12 protein-coding genes and 2 pseudogenes are annotated in these 16,051 nt (G+C 70.1%); 8 read left to right on the top strand and 6 right to left on the bottom strand.

The annotated features are described in order from the left end of the window. Nucleotides 1–14: 14 nt before the first annotated feature. Together ACFVFS_RS19450 and ACFVFS_RS19445 are read right to left on the bottom strand one after the other, a co-directional pair. Nucleotides 15–278, bottom strand: a complete 264-nt coding sequence (locus ACFVFS_RS19450; RefSeq protein WP_380625726.1) for a hypothetical protein — start codon at nucleotides 276–278, stop codon at nucleotides 15–17. Further along, entirely contained in the window at nucleotides 275–805 is a 531-nt protein-coding gene (locus ACFVFS_RS19445; protein ID WP_380625725.1) for a hypothetical protein, read from the bottom strand. The genes ACFVFS_RS19450 and ACFVFS_RS19445 overlap by 4 nt, the downstream gene beginning before the upstream one ends. Before the next feature lie 526 nt (nucleotides 806–1,331). Between ACFVFS_RS19445 and ACFVFS_RS19440 the strand changes: the two genes are divergently transcribed. Together ACFVFS_RS19440 and ACFVFS_RS19435 are read left to right on the top strand one after the other, a co-directional pair. Further along, complete coding sequence (locus tag ACFVFS_RS19440; protein WP_380625723.1) at nucleotides 1,332–3,572, top strand: hypothetical protein; 2,241 nt, start codon at nucleotides 1,332–1,334, stop codon at nucleotides 3,570–3,572. A 46-nt stretch (nucleotides 3,573–3,618) separates the two neighbouring features. After that, nucleotides 3,619–4,920 carry a hypothetical protein gene (locus ACFVFS_RS19435; protein ID WP_380625721.1) on the top strand — a complete coding sequence of 434 codons (1,302 nt, stop codon included), beginning with the start codon at nucleotides 3,619–3,621 and terminating at the stop codon, nucleotides 4,918–4,920. Between the two features lie 143 nt (nucleotides 4,921–5,063). Here ACFVFS_RS19435 and ACFVFS_RS19430 read toward each other — a convergent pair. Further along, nucleotides 5,064–5,300, bottom strand: a pseudogene (locus tag ACFVFS_RS19430) (oxidoreductase C-terminal domain-containing protein); the annotation flags it as partial. Nucleotides 5,301–5,828: 528 nt separating this feature from the next. Next, nucleotides 5,829–6,101 carry a hypothetical protein gene (locus tag ACFVFS_RS19425; protein WP_380625719.1) on the bottom strand — a complete coding sequence of 91 codons (273 nt, stop codon included), beginning with the start codon at nucleotides 6,099–6,101 and terminating at the stop codon, nucleotides 5,829–5,831. A gap of 174 nt (nucleotides 6,102–6,275) precedes the next feature. Between ACFVFS_RS19425 and ACFVFS_RS19420 the strand changes: the two genes are divergently transcribed. The 3 genes and pseudogenes from ACFVFS_RS19420 to ACFVFS_RS19410 all read left to right on the top strand — a co-directional run bounded on the left by ACFVFS_RS19420 (nucleotide 6,276) and on the right by ACFVFS_RS19410 (nucleotide 10,246). Continuing rightward, a complete protein-coding gene (locus tag ACFVFS_RS19420; RefSeq protein WP_380625717.1) occupies nucleotides 6,276–6,911 on the top strand; it encodes a hypothetical protein in 636 nt (211 codons plus the stop codon). Beyond that, a pseudogene (locus ACFVFS_RS19415) lies at nucleotides 6,908–7,899 on the top strand (IS5 family transposase). The gene ACFVFS_RS19420 and the pseudogene ACFVFS_RS19415 overlap by 4 nt, the downstream one beginning before the upstream one ends. Before the next feature lie 88 nt (nucleotides 7,900–7,987). Then, nucleotides 7,988–10,246: a M48 family metalloprotease gene (locus ACFVFS_RS19410; protein ID WP_380625715.1), complete on the top strand. Its 2,259-nt coding sequence runs from the start codon at nucleotides 7,988–7,990 to the stop codon at nucleotides 10,244–10,246. A gap of 101 nt (nucleotides 10,247–10,347) precedes the next feature. Here the strand turns inward: ACFVFS_RS19410 and ACFVFS_RS19405 are convergent, their stop codons facing one another. Further along, the gene (locus tag ACFVFS_RS19405) at nucleotides 10,348–11,709 is read right to left on the bottom strand and encodes a tetratricopeptide repeat protein (protein ID WP_380625712.1); all 1,362 of its coding nucleotides are present in this window, start codon (nucleotides 11,707–11,709) and stop codon (nucleotides 10,348–10,350) included. Nucleotides 11,710–11,836: 127 nt separating this feature from the next. Here ACFVFS_RS19405 and ACFVFS_RS19400 point away from each other — a divergent pair, with 127 nt between their 5' ends. The 3 genes from ACFVFS_RS19400 to ACFVFS_RS19390 are packed head-to-tail and all read left to right on the top strand — an operon-like array spanning nucleotide 11,837 to nucleotide 15,144. Beyond that, nucleotides 11,837–12,910 (top strand): NAD-dependent epimerase/dehydratase family protein, encoded by a 1,074-nt coding sequence (locus ACFVFS_RS19400; protein WP_380625709.1) that lies wholly within the window; start codon nucleotides 11,837–11,839, stop codon nucleotides 12,908–12,910. 18 nt (nucleotides 12,911–12,928) lie between these two features. Then, nucleotides 12,929–13,984, top strand: coding sequence for an NAD-dependent epimerase/dehydratase family protein (locus ACFVFS_RS19395; RefSeq protein ID WP_380625707.1), 1,056 nt, complete (start codon nucleotides 12,929–12,931; stop codon nucleotides 13,982–13,984). A gap of 8 nt (nucleotides 13,985–13,992) precedes the next feature. After that, a complete protein-coding gene (locus tag ACFVFS_RS19390; protein WP_380625705.1) occupies nucleotides 13,993–15,144 on the top strand; it encodes a DegT/DnrJ/EryC1/StrS family aminotransferase in 1,152 nt (383 codons plus the stop codon). 23 nt (nucleotides 15,145–15,167) lie between these two features. Here ACFVFS_RS19390 and ACFVFS_RS19385 read toward each other — a convergent pair whose 3' ends face one another. Then, nucleotides 15,168–16,046, bottom strand: coding sequence for a glycosyltransferase family 2 protein (locus tag ACFVFS_RS19385; RefSeq protein ID WP_380625704.1), 879 nt, complete (start codon nucleotides 16,044–16,046; stop codon nucleotides 15,168–15,170). Between the last annotated feature and the right edge of the window lie 5 nt (nucleotides 16,047–16,051).

The raw sequence follows: 16,051 nt of genomic DNA, 5'->3' as shown, positions 1-16,051 counted from the left end.
CAGTTGCACACGGGTCACGCACCACGGTCTACCAGATCAGGGGCAACCGCGAGGGCGAAACCCGCAAATTGATCACAACCGAATACGCGCCCTAGGTAGACCAGCACCGTGGCCACCAGTAGCGCCGCAGGACCGACCAGCGACGCAAGGGCCGGGTCGACACCCGTACTCACCAGGGTCAGCCGGGACGCGAAGGAGGCACTGCCCATGGCGGCGACGGCCATCACCAGGAACCTGCTGGTCGTGGCGGTCGGGACTCCGATCGGTTTGCCGCTCACTCGGCTTCCTCGGCAGCGCCGACCACACCGTCCGCGTTGCCCTGCTGGTGCGCCAGGAGGACGGCGACGACTTCCACGATGAGCTCGTTCGCCGCATGCGGCGGCACGTCGTACCTCTCGACGAAGGCTGCGGCGATACCCCGGACCTCCTCCAGCAGTTCCGGTGTCAGGCCCGGCAGTGCGGCCGACTCGGAGGCGGGGGTGGGACGCCGACGCGTGATCCACGCCCAGATCCTGGACCCCAGGGACTCACTCGCCTTCCCGATCAGGTGATCCAGCACCTGATCGAGTAGCGCCATCGCATACGGCGACACCGCCGCCAGGACAACCGCAGCGCCGGGGTCGAAGTTGGTGGCGCCACCGCCGCGCCCCTTGGCGACGGCACCGGGGTGCGTCTTGAAGTACTCCCTGCGCTCCCCGTACCGCCTGAAGATCTGCCCGTATGTGCTCTGCTGCGCGAGTTCCCGGGGAGCCACCCGGCCGACGAGGCTGTCACTGAGAGTCCGGTGCAGTTCTTCGCGATTCATGACGCCTCACCCATGCCTTGTCGATCCGGGATGGTCGATGATGGCGCAAGCGCCAATCCCACGTCTACACAATGTACTTGACAATCCGTCAGTTATCTGATGGGTGCACAAAGGGGCCGGATGCTGCCCTCCGGCGACCGTCCCCGCACCTGACCGAGGCGGTATCATGTGCTCCTCGACCAGCCCGGGACGGCTCGTCCCTCAGTGGCTCACTGACGTGGGCGTCATGATGCCCTCGTTGCTTCGCGCATGCCGCCCGGCCGCAGCACCGGATCCGGGGCCACCGGCGCCAGCAGCTCCCCCTCCATGTGGTGACCGGACGCCGGCCTGTCACCCGCTCGCGCGGTGCGCGGTCACCACGTAAGCACCACCACGACCGATGGCACCGGATCACCGTCGCCGAAAGCCCACTGCTGGGCCTGAGCATCGTGCAAATGTCATCCGCCGCGCCCCACCGCGACGGTTTTCGGGTCGGCTGTCAGCGCCCCCGGCTAGGCTCACAAGCCGAGACTGATAGGGGAGTTACGTGCTCGACAGCCCGCTCACAGCCGACGTTCCGCTTGGCCCGTACCAGGATGCGCCCATCACCGTTCGTTCAGCCCGAAGTAAGAATGCCAAGCTCCACGCCGGTACGACCTGCACCCAGCTGCGCACCCGAGACATCACGACGACCCAGCTGCCGCTGAACACCCAGACGATCGGCCGGATGTGCTCGCGCTGCGCGGAGTTCGGACAGTGGGCACCGCCGGACAGCGGACTCGGCATCTTCCTGCGGGCGCTGGGCGGCCTGGGGCTCCTTTACCAGTTGCAGCAATTTACGGCACCGAACCCGGACGACTGCTGGGAGCAGGACGAGGTCCAAACCGCTGCCAACCTGCTGCGCGCCGAGCCCGTAGAGCCGCCCGCCGCTGCCTCTGAGGACGACGAAAAGCCGGAGGAGGACTGGGAAGCGCGCGATGAGGCGAAGCGCCTGTGGGAGAGCGTGCTGTCCACCTGGCGCGGCGCGGCTACGAGCCTCCACCTGGCCCAGGCCAGCGTTGCCCTGTTCCCCTGGTTGGTGTCGTGGGCGGAGCCGAAGCTCGCCGCGAAGCAGCAGTACCTGGAGGTCCTGCGGGCTCAGGCCGCGCTGTTCGTCGACTCCGAAGGGCTCGTTGTTGCCGCTGCCGCGGCGGCTATGGAAGAGCCCGAACTCACCGGCGAGGAAGTGGCGTTCAGGGCCATAGGGACTGGCACGGAAGTCGGTGTGCGGCTGAAGGCGCTCTGGCATGAGTGGCAGGGCGAGGCCGGGCGCGGCTGGGAGGGGCCAAGCGCACGCACCTACCTTGCCTACGGCCCCACTCATGGCATCCGCCCCAACCGGAAGGGGTACGCCGAAGCCCGCGCCGCGGTCGACGGACTTGTCGCTACCTGGGAGAACCAGGCCCGGGAGGCGGCAAGGTCCTCGGCGCACGACGCTCTGCAGTGGGTGTCCGTCCGCCTGCCCGAGGTCAAGGAAGACTCCACGCCGCCCTGGCGTGAGCACGGGTTCCTCCGGGACCTGGACGACTGGACGACCGGCGTGCTGATCACCCATCTTGCCGACGCCGACTGGGCGGCTCGCACCCTCACCCTGCGCGTACCCAAGCTCATCGCCGACCGGCTCCTGTCCCGCTCCCACCACCTCCACTGCGAAGCCCACCAGGACAGGCCCGCCCTCGCCGTGTCCGTACCCCCGGCGAGCCCGATCCGGCCCGGGATCTTCGACGACACCCCGGTCCACGGGCGCCAGCCGCTCACCGCGCAGCATCTGCGCCTGCTGCGCTCGATGCGGCCCGCAGCCGCGGACGAGCTGTACATCGTCTTTTCAACGGACGGCGGAGCCGAGGTCCTGCCACTGCCAGTGATCGAGAAGCGCCTGGCCCGCGGATGGCAGTGCTTCCTCCTCGCCGGCGCCTCGGACCTTCCCGCCGACGTGATCGAACCATGGGTCCGGGAAGTCGGTCCCAGGCCTGAAGGCCGGGAAAGCCTCTGGCCGCAGTACCCGCGCAATGCGCACGACCCGCTCTTCGGTGAGGACCTCGGCCTGGCACAGGGCGCCACACGGGCGGCCTGGCTCGGGTACGAGCACGAGAACGCGGAACGCAGCCTGCGTCTGCTCGCCATGGCCCGCGGCGTGCAGGACCTGCGGACACTGGACGGCGGGTACGACGACCACGGCCGCTCCCGCAGCCTTCCTCGCCCGGTGTGGCTGGGGCTGCTGGCCCATGCCGAGGACCTCGACCTGGAGCCGTTCGAGGCCCCGGACGCCGACCGATGGCGCAGCGGCGGCAGCGGCATCCCGCTCGGCGTCCTCGCCGACGTACAGGTCTACACGACCAACGCCAACCCCCGGATCCAGGGCAAGGGCCACTCGCCGTTCTGCCCGCACCCCAGGGAACGCGGCGTCGTCGCCGCCGACGACCTGCTGACGGTCGCCGACCTGCTCGACGACGACAGCTACGACTGGTGCAGCAAGTGCCAGGGCTACGCCATCCGCCGCCTCACAGACACCCAGCTGTCCTACTACCGCGCCGCCCACCGGCTCCACGACATCGCGCAGGAACTCGACCCCGGGCGAGGCGGCCACGACCGCCTCGACACCGAAATGATCATCCGACAGCTCCGCGAACTCGCTGACTGGCGACCGATCGGTGAAGACCACTGGTACACGAGCGGAGCGCGGCGCTGGCGGCGCATCGTCCACGAGTTGCATGCGAAGGCCGAAGCAGCCGGACGCGACACCCCGTGACAGCCACCACTCACGCGCCCGCACGCGACCGTACTGAAGGCCACCCATGAACAGCGCACCGCCCGACAACCTGTCACCGCACGCCACCGGCCTCCGGCTGCTCGCCCGACTCACCGCGCCGCTCCGCCACGCCGGCTGGACCGAGAACGAACCCTGGGACGAGAACGACGAGGACGACGAGGACGACGAGCCCGGCACCGGTCCGCTGTACCGGGAGTACTCACGCTCGAACTTCCACCTCAGCGTCAGCTGGGACCCCGCCCACGCCCAGCTCACTGTCGACGATCCGACCGAGCACTGGGACTGGTGCGACAGCCTGCCCCCGCTGTGCCAGCTCGACCAACCCCTCACCGTCGACCTGAGCTCACACCCCACCCAAGCCGCCAAGGCCGAGGCCACGCGCCGAGCCTTCGCCGAAGCCGGACTCCTCGACGCCACCCGCATCCACGTCCCCGAACAAGCCCGACCGTCGCGCCACGACCTGGTTCTGCTGTTGTGGGCGGACACCATCCACGACGCGATCGACCGGCACCGGCGCGACGGTGACGGGAGTGAGGCCATCGCAGCGCTGGGCGAGGAGTTCTCCTGGCGGATGGGCGCCGGGCTGCGCACCCACCCGCTGATCGTCCCGGACCCGGTTCCGTCGTCGGCGGCCCGCGGCATCGCCGAGTGGTGCTGGCGTCGCGAGAGCGATGTCGAGGAGTGGCACTTCAAGATCGGCGACATCACCATGGCCCGCGCCAACATCGCCGCGACCCGCGCCGTCATGCCCCACGTCCACACTGAAGGCGTCGACTGGCCGGCCGTACGACTCGCCCTCACCGCACCCGCTCGCCGGCTCGCCGACGGCCAGGCCCTCGCCGACATCTTCGAAGAGGGCTGGACACTCATCCTCGCCTCCATCCACCGCCAGATCGACCTCTGGCAGCGAGCCGACGAGACGCTTGGTCCCGAAGCCGTCCTGCGCATGCTCACCCTGCACGGCTCCCGCACCGAATCCATCGGCGAATGCTGGGGATCCGGCTGGTACGAGACCGCCACCCGCCGCGCGATCGCCCGCGCGGTGAGCAGCGGCAGCCTGCCCGCCGCGGTGACCGCCGCCTTCCCCGACACCGAGCACCTGGCCGACACGGCGGCCGGCCACCCCGACCTCCTCGACGACGACACCTTCGCCTGGATCACCGAAGCCGTCTTTAAGGAGGGATCCCTCCGGCGCCAAGCCGGACTGCCGGTCCCACCGGCCACAACCCTCCCGGACTGGGCAGCTCACGACCTCCTCGACAACCTCCGCGCGGACCTTGATCACAACGAGACCCCTGCTGACAACGCGAGGCTCGGGCGTCTCTGACTGGCGTTCCGGGCCTGCTGCTCCGGGTGCTGATCATCGCCGCAACCATCCAGGACTACGCTGCGAGCAGGCAGTTGCTCACCCAGACCGCCACCGCAGAGACCCACGGTGAACGTGACCTCAGAAGTCAGGAAGACGCCCAGTCAGGCCTCGCCGAGGGGGATGTTCGGGTTCGCCAGGCGGTCGGCGTCCACTGCGCGCTTGGAGACGATCAGGTTGCGGATCGGGTCGGTGACGTCCCAGATGTTCATGTTCATGCCGGCGAGGACCCGGCCGTCCTTGAGCCAGAACGCGATGAACTCGTTGGCCTTCACGTCGCCCCGGAACACGACCCGGTCGTAGCCGTCGGGCTCGACGTAGCCGAGGTATTCCATGCTCAGCTTGTCCCGCGAGGCCACCGGCTCGTTAGGATGCCGGGGTGTCCACTCGGCATCGGGCCAGGACCCGGGAACACCCTCGCGAGGGGACGACGTGCCTGTCGCTGGTCAGTGTCAACTCCACGACCGTGCGCGCCCACCACGACGCTGCTGGGGTGCTTACAGCGAGGACGACATGACGGCCTTGGAGGAGGCCGCGCGCGAGTAGGAGACAGAGGGCCAGCCGGTGAGCCTGCGCAGCGTCGAGCACTACTACAACGACCTCTAGGACCTGTTCCCGCTCCCCAGCTAGGAAGACCAGGAGCAGCTCCGGCCGGAGAACGCCGGGGTCTGACCCGCCCTCTACGATGACGGTCCGGCACCCGCGGGTGCCGGACCGTCATCGTAGAGGGCCGTGGCTGTTGGTGGCCGGGGACTACCGGCTCAGCTGCGCCCGGCCGGGCCGGTTGGCTGTGCTGGATCAGGGGTGGCGGATACCGCGTCACGGGTGCGCGGGGTGAGGCTTGCCGGGGCAGGCGCCCGGTTGTGGCGTCAGGCTTCGCTGGGCTGGTTGACCCCATGAAGCGGTGAGTCCTGATCCTTCGAGCTAGCGGAGACGACAGTGTGTGGCACAGGAAGGGGTCCCATGCCGGGCGAGGGGACGGAGCGGAAGGCGCGCCGGGCGGCCGCTCGGAGTTCAGCGACGGCCTTGAGCAGTGGGATGCACGCCCGGACGACCTCGGCTGCGGCAGTCGGCAACCGGGCGATGGCGCCGAGCAGAAGAACCAGGCCGCCGATGGCGGCGAGGAGGGTAGTGAGGTCCATGAAGCTGCCTCTCCTGGTGAGCGGGTGATCTGACAGGAGTCACCATGGGCCGTACTCAAGTGTCGCTTCCCGCCGCCGACTCGTTCCGCCGAAAGAGGGCCTGGTCGGGGCGATACATTTTGGTTTCCGGTCCAGATCGGGAGCGGCTGCCAGAACCATGGGGGGATTGGCTGCATGGGTGGGGTGGATCGCGATGGCGACTCGCAGCAGGACTTTGCGGCACGGCTGAAGGTCCTGCTGAGGGCCTCCGGCTTGTCGCAGACGGACGCGGCCCGGGTTGCGAGCGGCCGGTCGGTGGTGATGGGCCGGGAGCCGGTCAGGATCACGAACGGGCAGATCAGTGCCTGGGTAGCCGCCAAGAACCGGCCCGCGGACCTCGCCCTGCGACAGCTGGTACGGGTGCTGATTGAGGCTGCACGCCGGATTGACGCCCGGTTGGTGGCTGAAGGCCGACCTCCGCGGCAGTTACCTGACGGCCTGCTCGACGAGCAACGCTGGCCGGACTGGCTGAATGCGGCCAAAGGTGGGCACGGCTCGCCGCCTGCACCGACGGTGCGTGCTGCAGGACCACTGGCTCTTGGCATCCACCGCTCTGTTCTCCCCGACAGCGTCCGCGACGGCGGCCGCGCCGTGGAGCAGCGCCCGCTCCTCACCCCGTATCTGGTGCGGGCGCACGACCTTCGGCTGCGGGCGCTCGTGGCCGGTGCAGTGGGGGGTGGGCCCTCCGTACTAGGGCGCGTATTCGGTTGTGATCAATTTGCGGGTTTCGCCCTCGCGGTTGCCCCTGATCTGGTAGACCGTGGTGCGTGACCCGTGTGCAACTGACCGACAGTGAGTGGGAGTTCATCGAGCCGTACTTGCCGATCGGCAAGTACGGCCCCTATCCCGAACGGCTGCGCCAGCAGTTCGAGGGCGTGATCTGGCACTTCAGGACCGGCAGCCAGTGGCGTGAGATTCCCCGGGAGTTCGGTTCCTGGTCGGCCGTCCACAACCGTTTCCGGCAGTGGAGGGACGCCGGCGTCTTCGAAGCCCTGCTGGAGGGCGCGATCGCGGAAGCCGCCAAGCGGGGCGAGGTGGACTTGTCCCTGGTCAGCGTGGACTCCACCACCGTCCGGGCCCACCATGACGCCGCGGGGATGTACCTGGACCCCGATGCCATGGCGGCCCTGGAGAAAGCCGCCGACGAAGCGGAGAAGGTCCGGCAAAAGGGGGCGGCCGGCAGGAACAGGACGGGCAGGACAACCCGGGACGGGAAGAACGGCGACGCGTCCGACGCCGCCGCAAGCTCCGTTTGAAAGCTGCCCTGCTCGGACGCTCCAGGGGCGGGCAGACCAGCAAGGTCCACGTCGCCGGGGAGCGCAGGTGTCGCCCCTTGGCGTTCGTCCTGACCGAGGGCCAGGCCGCCGACAGCCCGCAGTTCATCACCGTGCTGGGGAAGGTCCGGGTCCCCGGACCAGTCGGACGCCCTCGCACCCGGCCCGACGCGGTCGCCGGCGATAAGGCCTACTCGTCCAGGGGAAACCGCAACCACCTGCGCAAACGCCACATCAAGGCCGTCATTCCAGAGAAGGTCGACCAAGCCGCCAACCGCAGGAAGAAGGGCAGCAAGGGCGGCAGGCCCGTCAGCCACGATGCCGAACTCTACAAAGACCGGAACACCGTCGAGCGCCTGATCAACAAGCTGAAGGCCTGGCGAGGCATCGCCACACGCTATGACAAGACCCCGGAGAGCTACCTCGCCGGCCTCCACCTTCGTGGCGCGATGATCTGGATCAAGGACCTCACCAGAGCCGCTTGATCACGACCAAATACGCGCCCTAGTGCTCCCGGCATGGGACGGCCGCGGAGCCGCGGCTCCCGACCCGGCGAAGGAGAGCGAGCTGCGGATGGCGGCCCGGGTGGCGGAGCTGGCCACCGAGTTGGATGTGCCCAGAACCCCGCGGGTCGTGCTGCGCGCGGGAACGTACGCCCAGGCGTTCGGCCGCTACCCGCGCTACAGCGTGCTGCTCATGAGCGGTGCGACGTCGGCGTACGAGACCGGGAACCTCGAGGCGTTCGACGGCGTGGTGAAGCATGAACTCGCCCACATCAAGCTGCGGGACGTCGACACCAGCCGCCTGGCGATCGCCATGGCCCTCGTCTTCGTGCCGGTCGTAGTGCTGCCCCACCTCGTTGTGGTGGGTGCGGAAGGTTTCGGCGCGTACCTTCGCGAGGACCTGGGGCGTCTGGTCGCCCTCGGCGCGGTGGTCTTCGGCCTTTTCGTGGGAGTCCAGCGGAGCCGCGAACTGGTCGCCGACTCACGAGCGCTGCTACCCGAGCACGTCTGGCCCGGGCTGGAAAGGACGAAGTTCCGCCTGCTTCATCCGAGCCCCGACCAGCGCGCTCGTGCGACGGCTGATCGGAGCATCCCGGACCGGATCAGTCCATGGCTCGGAATCATCACCGGCATTGCAGCGGGTATCGGAACGCTGCCCGTAGGAGACGCGATCCAGCTCCTGGCGGCCGGAAGCCCTTCCGCCGTCGTGATCAGGGCGGTTGCCGGCGGTCTCGTCGTCGGCACCGTGATCGCAGCGGTCATCGGCCCGGCCGCATGGCGGCTCGCCGTCCACGGCGGCCCCATCCGGAGGCGGTACTGGCGCGAGGGCCTCACCATCGCGGCCGGTGTTCCGATCGGCAACGAACTGACGCTCGAGCGCCCCATCGATCTGGAGGCGATGTTCGGCGACCGACTGGTGGTGACGGAGGTCGGGTTCGTCGCGATCCTGGCCGTCCTCCAGGTGCTTCTGTGCCGATGGAGTGTGGTGACCGCGCCCGCATGGCAGGACGGTGGGTGGTTCCGGAGCCGGGCGCACCTGGCCGGTGCCGTGATCACGGTGCTCCTGCCGACTGCCGCTGTGTGGACGTTCTACCTCTGGACGTTCCGGATGCTCACCGACGCGCCACGGTTCTTCGGAGACACGCTCCTCGCCCTGTTCGACCGTCGGGTGAGCTCCCCTCCGGGCCTGTCCGACCAGTTCGTCCTGTTCGCGGTCGCGGTGCAGGACGCCCTGGTCCTGTCGCCGACGGTTCTCGTCCCGGTGTACCTGGCCGGAGTACTGGCCGTCGTCGTACCGCTTGCCGTCGCCCCGCTGCGGGACGGTGCGGCGTGGCGGCGCGTAATGCCGGTCGTGGCAGGCGGATCGGTGGTCTTCCTGACCGCGCTGCCGTTCCTGGGGCGACTGCTGACCGACGCCGTCTCCCGGCATACGCGTGACGGAGCCTTCGCCGGGACGTCCTGGCCCGTCCTGGCCCTCTACCAGGCACCGATCGTCGCCCTCGGTGTCGCGGTGGCCGCCGTTGCCGCGACCCGGGTGGCTCGGGCCGGGCGCGCCCGGCCGATCCTGCACGCGATGGGCGCGGCCGTCCTCTGCGGGCTGGTGGTGACCGGGGCCTCGGTCCTCTATTGGTGGCCGACGACCATAGAGTTCATTGCGATGGTCGTCGCGGCGGCCCTGGTCGTCGGGCCCCTGCTCGGTCTCCTGGGGGCCCTGCCCTCGGCTTCCGTAGTCCGCGCCACGTCCCGCGGCGAAAAGCCTCCGGTCGAGCACCGCGTCGGATGGGGACCGATCGCGGCGGGCGGTGCGACGGGCGCACTGGCGGTCACGGCGAGCTTCCTCGCTGCGCCCCACCTCGTGACGGTCCAGTCCCCGCCCACGCCCGATGAACAGGCGGCCCATTGCGTGACCGGCCTGTGGCAGGTTCAGCAGCAGTCCCTCACCGTCAACGTGGCCGACCAGAAGGGCGAGGCGATCGGAGGGGAGGGCATCACCTGGGCCTTCCTCGCCGACGGGCGGTACCGGAGGCAGAACCACTCCGCCGCATTCGACGTGCAGCTCGGATCGAAGTTCCTCCGCATGGTGTACGAGGGCACCACCGAGGGGGACTGGCGCATCCAGGACGGTGAACTGGTGATAATCGACATCACCCGGAGCGACGAGATCCGCACGCTCTACATCACCCCGGACCAGCCGCTGCGCGACCAGATCCACATCGAGACCACCTCCCGGCCCTCGCACCTCGCCCTCGCCTGCGCGAACCCTCTGATGAGTCTCCGGATCGGTGACAACACCCAGGTACTCGAGAAGAGCACCTCGGATCCGCAGTGAGACTGCCGGACAGAACTCAGTCCCCGGCCTGGTCGAGGGCGCAGAGGACCGCCTCGGCCAGGTACAGGGGGGCGGCCGCCGGAGAGCTGGGTGTGCATAGTTCAGTCCGCGCGGAGCAGTTGGGCTCGGCGGGCGAGCTCGGCGGCGCCGTGGACTCCTCGCCTGGCGTAGAGGTCGAGGGCGGAGTGCATGGTGTCCAGTTCTGTGCGGTTGCGGCGGGAGGCGACGCCGTCCATCAGGTCGAGGCTCTGGCCCCACAGTCCGACTGCTTCCTCGTAGCGCCCTTGGGCTGCGACGGCCTTGGCGATGTTCGCGAAGGTGGTGCCGCGCAGGCGGTGGTAGGTCTCTGGTCGGCGGCTGTCCAGGGCGGTGCGGTAATGACGTTCGGCGGCCTTGTTGTCCTTCATCGCGGTCAGGGTCCGGCCGGTGTGGGAGGCCACGGTGGCCGCGGCGGGGCCGGCGGCCGTGGCGTAGGTGGGGATGGTGTCGGCGCCGCCTGCGAGCATGGCGTCCTCGGCGGCGAGGATGAGCTTGGCGGCGGTCGCGCTGTCGCCGTCCGTCCCGTGGGCGCGGGCCGCCGTGATCAGCAGCAGTGCCTCTGTCTGACGGTCGACCTTTCCATGCGCCCGCTCCAGGGCAGCGTGAGCCAGGTCGACGCAGCCGGCGGGCTGTTTCAGGTCGAGAGCCTGGTGGACGAGGGCGCGCATCGTCCATGCCGCGTGTCCGGCAGGGTCGCCCTCGCAGGCGAGCTGGTGAGCGAGCAGGTAGAACTTCTGCGCGGCGCCCTCCCGGCCGGCATCGTGACACTTCCAGCCGATCAGGGTGGCCAGCTCGGCGGCCGCACCGAAGGCACCGCAACGAATCCGTTCGTTCGGGAAGGCGCCCGCGTGAAGCATCGGGATGACGACGTCGTCGAGGTAGGTGGTGATAGCGGCCAGGCCGTGGCCGCCGCCGTGCCGCTCGTCGGCGGTGCGGAACATCCCGGTGAACTGCCGTACGGTCTCCAGTTCCCCGGCCCCGATCCGGCGGCCGTTGGCGACGGCGCGGAGCATGGCGGCGGTGGCTTGGTGGTCGTAGGTGAGCGGGAGCGCGACGGCGGCGGTGGAGAAAGCGAGCGCGAGAAAGTCCCGGCGGCGGTGCACGATGAGCCTCCTGAGATCGGCGGCGGCGGCCAGCGGGTCGGGGTACATGGCGTCCTCGACCGGGTCGCAGCCTAGGGCGAGTTCGGCCGGCGTCACCTTGCGCTGGAGCTTCCGGCCGAGGGCTTCGGCGAGGTAGCCCGGCGTCCGGCCGGTCGGCGTGCCGCCAGCCACCCAGTAGTGGACGGCCGAACGGGAGGTGCGCAGTGGCTCTCCCGCTTCGGCCGCGACCGTGCGGATCGCCTTGGCGAGCGCTTCGTACGTGCACCCGGATTCTTGGATGACTGCGGCAAGTTGCTGGTTGCGTTGCTGTCCTTCAGTCAATTCAACTTCCCTAGAACGATCTTGAACAGATTGAACGGGGTCGGTGAGCCGCCACCGTACCGCTGCCGGGTGATCCGGCGTTTCACTGGCGGAACCCAACCACACCCCCTCAGGAGGTTCATTCCTCATGGCTGACGTGTCCTCCGATCCGCGGTTGCGGCAGCTGGACGGCGCCACGGTGCTGGTCACCGGTGGCGGCGGCCTGGTCGGCAGCCGCATCGTCGCGCAGCTCGCCGCCGCCGGGGCCAGCTCGCTTGTGCTCGACCGCTTCGACGCCTACCCGCACCCGGTGCGTGACCGTTTCGAGGTGGACCGGCATGCGGCCGAGGTCGTCCTCGGCGACGTGCGGGAGCGGGCCACCGTGAACTGGCTGGCCCGACGGGCGGACTTCGTGGTCCACGCGGCGGCGTACGCGGACGTCGCGGCCTGCACCCGCCGCCCCGACATCGCGTTCGCCTCCAACGTGCACGGCACGCAGGTCCTGCTGGACGCCGTCGCCGGGGCCGCGGTGAAGCGGCTGGTCTTCGTCTCCTCCGCCTCCGTGTACGGCAACGGCCTCCCGGTCGGGGACGGCCCGTCCCGGTTCGCCGAGGACCAGCCGCTCGACCCGATCTCCGTCTACGCCAACACCAAGGTCTGGGCGGAGCACCAGGTGCGGCTACTGCTCTCCGGCACCGGGACGGAGCACGCGATCGTGCGGTACTTCTCCGTCTACGGCGAGCCGCAGGTGCCCAAGCCCGAGTCGCACTCGTGGATGGTGCCGTGGATGGCCATGTCCGCCCACACCGGGCGGCCGATCCGGCTCAACGGCGGCGGCCGTCAGGTGCGGGACATGGTGCACGTCGAGGACGTCGCCCGCGCCACCGTCCTCGCCCTGGTCACCGACCGGATGACCGGGCGGACGGTCAACGTGGGCACCGGCGTGGCCACGACGGTCCGGCAGATCGGCGAGCTGATCGCCGGCCACTACTCGGGCGCGGAGTTCATCACGACGCCCATGCCCGCGGGCGACCCGCGCGGCGGCTGCGCCGACACCCGCCTGGCCACCGACCTCCTCGGCTGGCAGCCCGGCATCACCCTGGCCGACGGCATCAGCCGCTACGTCGCCTGGCTGAAGGTCACCCCCGGAGCGATCCCGGACTGGTTCACCACTCCTCCCGCTCTTACCCCCGCCACGACCTCGGCCGCGCTGGCCGCCTGAACGAAGGGATCACCCCTGATGCATGTCGTACTGCTCGGCGGAGCCGGCTACCTGGGCACCGCCGCCTCCCACCACCTGGCTGCCCTCGGCCACGACGTCACCGTGGTGGACGGGCTGATCTACCACCGCGAGGACGACCCCGCCTCGGTGCTTCCCCGTACCGCCCGCTTGTTGCACGGGGACCTGCGCGACGCCGCCCTGCTGGCCCGCGTGAGCGCGGACGCGGACGCCGTGGTGCACTTGGGCGGGATCGTCGGCGAGCCGGCCAGCCAGCTGGACGAGCAGCTGGCGGTCGAGCTCAACTACGCCTCCCCGATGATCGCCGCCGAGGCCGCCACCGCGGCCGGGGTCGGGCACTACGTCTTCTTCTCCTCGTGCAGCGTCTACGGGCTGCACGAGGGCACCGTGGACGAGGACACCGATCCCAACCCGCTGGGCATCTACGCCCGCACCAAGGTGCTGGCGGAGCGGCGGCTCCCGGACGTCCTCGGCTCGCCGAGCGCGCTGACGTGCCTTCGCCTGGCCACGGTGCACGGCGCCTCGCCCCGCCAGCGCCTGGACTCGGTGGTCAACAAGATGGCGTCCCACGCGGCCTCCAGCGGCCGCATCCCCCTCAACGGTGGCTCCCAGCGCCGGCCGCTCGTACACGTCGGCGACGTGGCGCGGGTCCTGGCCGGGGTACTGGAGCAGCGGCTGACCGGTGCCTGGAACGTGGGCAGCGACCCGGAGAACCACACCATCGGCGACATCGCCGCCACGGTGGCCGAGGTCGTGCCCGGCGCGGTGATCGACCGGGGACCTGAGCGGAACGAAGCCGACGCCCGCGACTACCGGGTGAGCTTCGCCCGGATCGAGCGGGCGCTGCCCGGCGCGTGCGCCACGACGCTCAAGGACGGGGTGCGGGAGATCGCCGACCTGGTGCTGACCGGCGCCGTCACCGACCCCGGGCAGGCGCAGTACGACAACCACCGTGGGCTGCTCGGCGCGGTCACCTCCGGGAAGGTCGGCCGTTTGGAGAGCGCCGACTGCCGCCGGTACGGCCCCGAGTACACCAGCGCGTGGGCGGCGTCATGACCGTCGACGTGTCAGCCACGCCAGCCACCACCGCGCCGTTTCTGCCGTGGAACCGGCCCTCGATCGGACCGGAAGAGGAGACGGAGGTTCTCGACACCCTGCGCTCGGGCTGGCTGACCCACGGACCGAAGGCAGCCCGGTTCGAGGAGGCCGTGCGGGACGCGCTCGGCGTTCAAGACGCGTTCGCGGTCTCGTCCTGCACCACGGCCGTGCACCTGGCGCTGCTCGCGGCCGGGATCGGGCCCGGGGACGAGGTGATCACGCCGAGTCTGACGTTCTGCGCGGTGCCGAACACCGTCGTCCAGTGCGGCGCGCGCCCGGTGTTCGCCGACGTCGACCCGGTGACCTTCAATCTCGACCCTGCGGCGGCCGAGGCGGCGATCACCCCGCGGACGAAGGCGATCGCCGTCATGCACTACGCCGGCCAGCCCTGCGACATGGCCGCGTTCCGCAAGCTGTCCGACGACCACGGGCTTCTGCTGATCGAGGACGCCGCCCACGCGCTGCACGCCTGGCGCGACGGCGCGCGGGCCGGCTCCGTCGGAGACCTGGCCGTCTTCTCCTTCTACGCCAACAAGGTCATCACCACCGGCGAAGGCGGCATGCTCGCCGGGCGCGGCGACCTCGTCCGGAAGGCGCGGCTGCTGGGCCGGCACGGCATCGACTCCTCCGCCTGGCGGCGGCACGGCGAGCGGCACACGGCCGACTACGAGGTCACCGTCCCCGGCCTCAAGAGTGTGATGCCGGACATCACGGCGGCGGTCGGCATCCGGCAGTGGGAGAAGTTGGAGGACTTCACCGCCGCCCGGGCCCGGATCGCCGCTTCCTACGACCGGTCTCTGACCGGCCTTCCGGGGATGCGCCTGCCGACCGTCCTCAACCGGGTCCGGCACGGCTGGTTTCTGTACCCGGTGCTGATCGAACCGGCCCTCGGCCGGTCGCGGGACACGGTGGCCGAGGCGCTGAGGAATGTGCACGGGATCGGCACCAGCGTTCACTTCACGCCGGTGCACCGGCTCGCGGCGTACCGGCAGCTGGAGTGCCACCTGCCGATCACCGAGCAGGTCGCTGCCCGGCAGCTGTCCCTGCCGTGCTACCCAGCCATGACCGCTGCCGACGTGCAACGGGTCATCGACGCAATGCACGCCATCTGGGCCTGACCCGACCCTGGCTGGGGCGCCCGTCAGAAGATCGGCGGCCGCCCCAGCTGGGCCATCCGTCGCACCGTGCTCCACCGCATCGGCCGACGCGGCGGGCATGCCACCCGCACGCCCTCGAAGAAGCCGCCCCACCACGCCTTCAAGCCCTCCATCGGCGGGCGGCGCAGCAGGGTGTAGCCGATCCAGGAGGCGAGGTAGATAGGCACGAGCAGGGCGGGAAGGTGGCGCTTGGCGAGCCAGACGCGGTTGCGGGCGGTCATGCGGTAGTAGGCGGCGTGGCGGGCCGGGTCGGTGCGGGGGTGCTGGAGCACCATGTCGGCGCGGTAGTCGATGCCCCAGCCGGCGTCCAGGGCGCGCCAGGCGAAGTCGGTCTCCTCGTGGGCGTAGAAGAACGGTGCGGGGAACAGGCCGACCTCGTCGATCACGGTCATGCGGATAGCGTGGCCGCCGCCGAGGAACGTCGTGACCGGCCCGGACTGCATCGGGTCCGAGGCGCCGAGGCGGGGAACGTGGCGGCGCTGAGTGAACCCGGTCTCGTCCGCGATCCGGAAGGAAACGATGCCCAGCTTCGGGTCCTGCTCGAAGGCCTCCCGGATCAGCCGGAAAGTGTCCGTGCGCGGCAGCAGTCCGTCGTCGTCCAGCACCACCAGCACATCCGTGCCGCCAAGCTCGCGCAGCCGCTCCACGCCGGCGTTGCGGCCCCCGGGGATGCCCAGGTTCTCCGGCAGCTCCACCGCGTCCACCCACTGGGGCAGCTCCGGCAGCTTGACGCCCTGCCCGAGGACCACCGTGCGCACCCCGGTATCGGCACCGTCCTGAGCCTGCACCGACTCCAGCAGCGCCGCCAGCTCGGCGGGCCGATTGCCCATCGTCAGCACCACCACGCCCAGCGTGACGCCCATGCGAA

The sequence above is a fragment of the Kitasatospora sp. NPDC057692 genome, assembly GCF_042799475.1.
Lineage (GTDB): Bacteria > Actinomycetota > Actinomycetes > Streptomycetales > Streptomycetaceae > Kitasatospora.
This window is presented reverse-complemented; position numbering and strand designations above follow the sequence as displayed.

What these genes read in the sequence shown, in the direction of transcription:
- ACFVFS_RS19445 (WP_380625725.1), bottom strand. Translation starts at nt 805, where the DNA reads ATGAATCGCGAAGAACTGCACCGGACTCTCAGTGACAGCCTCGTCGGC.
- ACFVFS_RS19435 (WP_380625721.1), top strand. Translation starts at nt 3,619, where the DNA reads ATGAACAGCGCACCGCCCGACAACCTGTCACCGCACGCCACCGGCCTC.
- ACFVFS_RS19425 (WP_380625719.1), bottom strand. Translation starts at nt 6,101, where the DNA reads ATGGACCTCACTACCCTCCTCGCCGCCATCGGCGGCCTGGTTCTTCTG.
- ACFVFS_RS19420 (WP_380625717.1), top strand. Translation starts at nt 6,276, where the DNA reads ATGGGTGGGGTGGATCGCGATGGCGACTCGCAGCAGGACTTTGCGGCA.
- ACFVFS_RS19410 (WP_380625715.1), top strand. Translation starts at nt 7,988, where the DNA reads ATGGCGGCCCGGGTGGCGGAGCTGGCCACCGAGTTGGATGTGCCCAGA.
- ACFVFS_RS19400 (WP_380625709.1), top strand. Translation starts at nt 11,837, where the DNA reads ATGGCTGACGTGTCCTCCGATCCGCGGTTGCGGCAGCTGGACGGCGCC.
- ACFVFS_RS19395 (WP_380625707.1), top strand. Translation starts at nt 12,929, where the DNA reads ATGCATGTCGTACTGCTCGGCGGAGCCGGCTACCTGGGCACCGCCGCC.
- ACFVFS_RS19385 (WP_380625704.1), bottom strand. Translation starts at nt 16,046, where the DNA reads ATGGGCGTCACGCTGGGCGTGGTGGTGCTGACGATGGGCAATCGGCCC.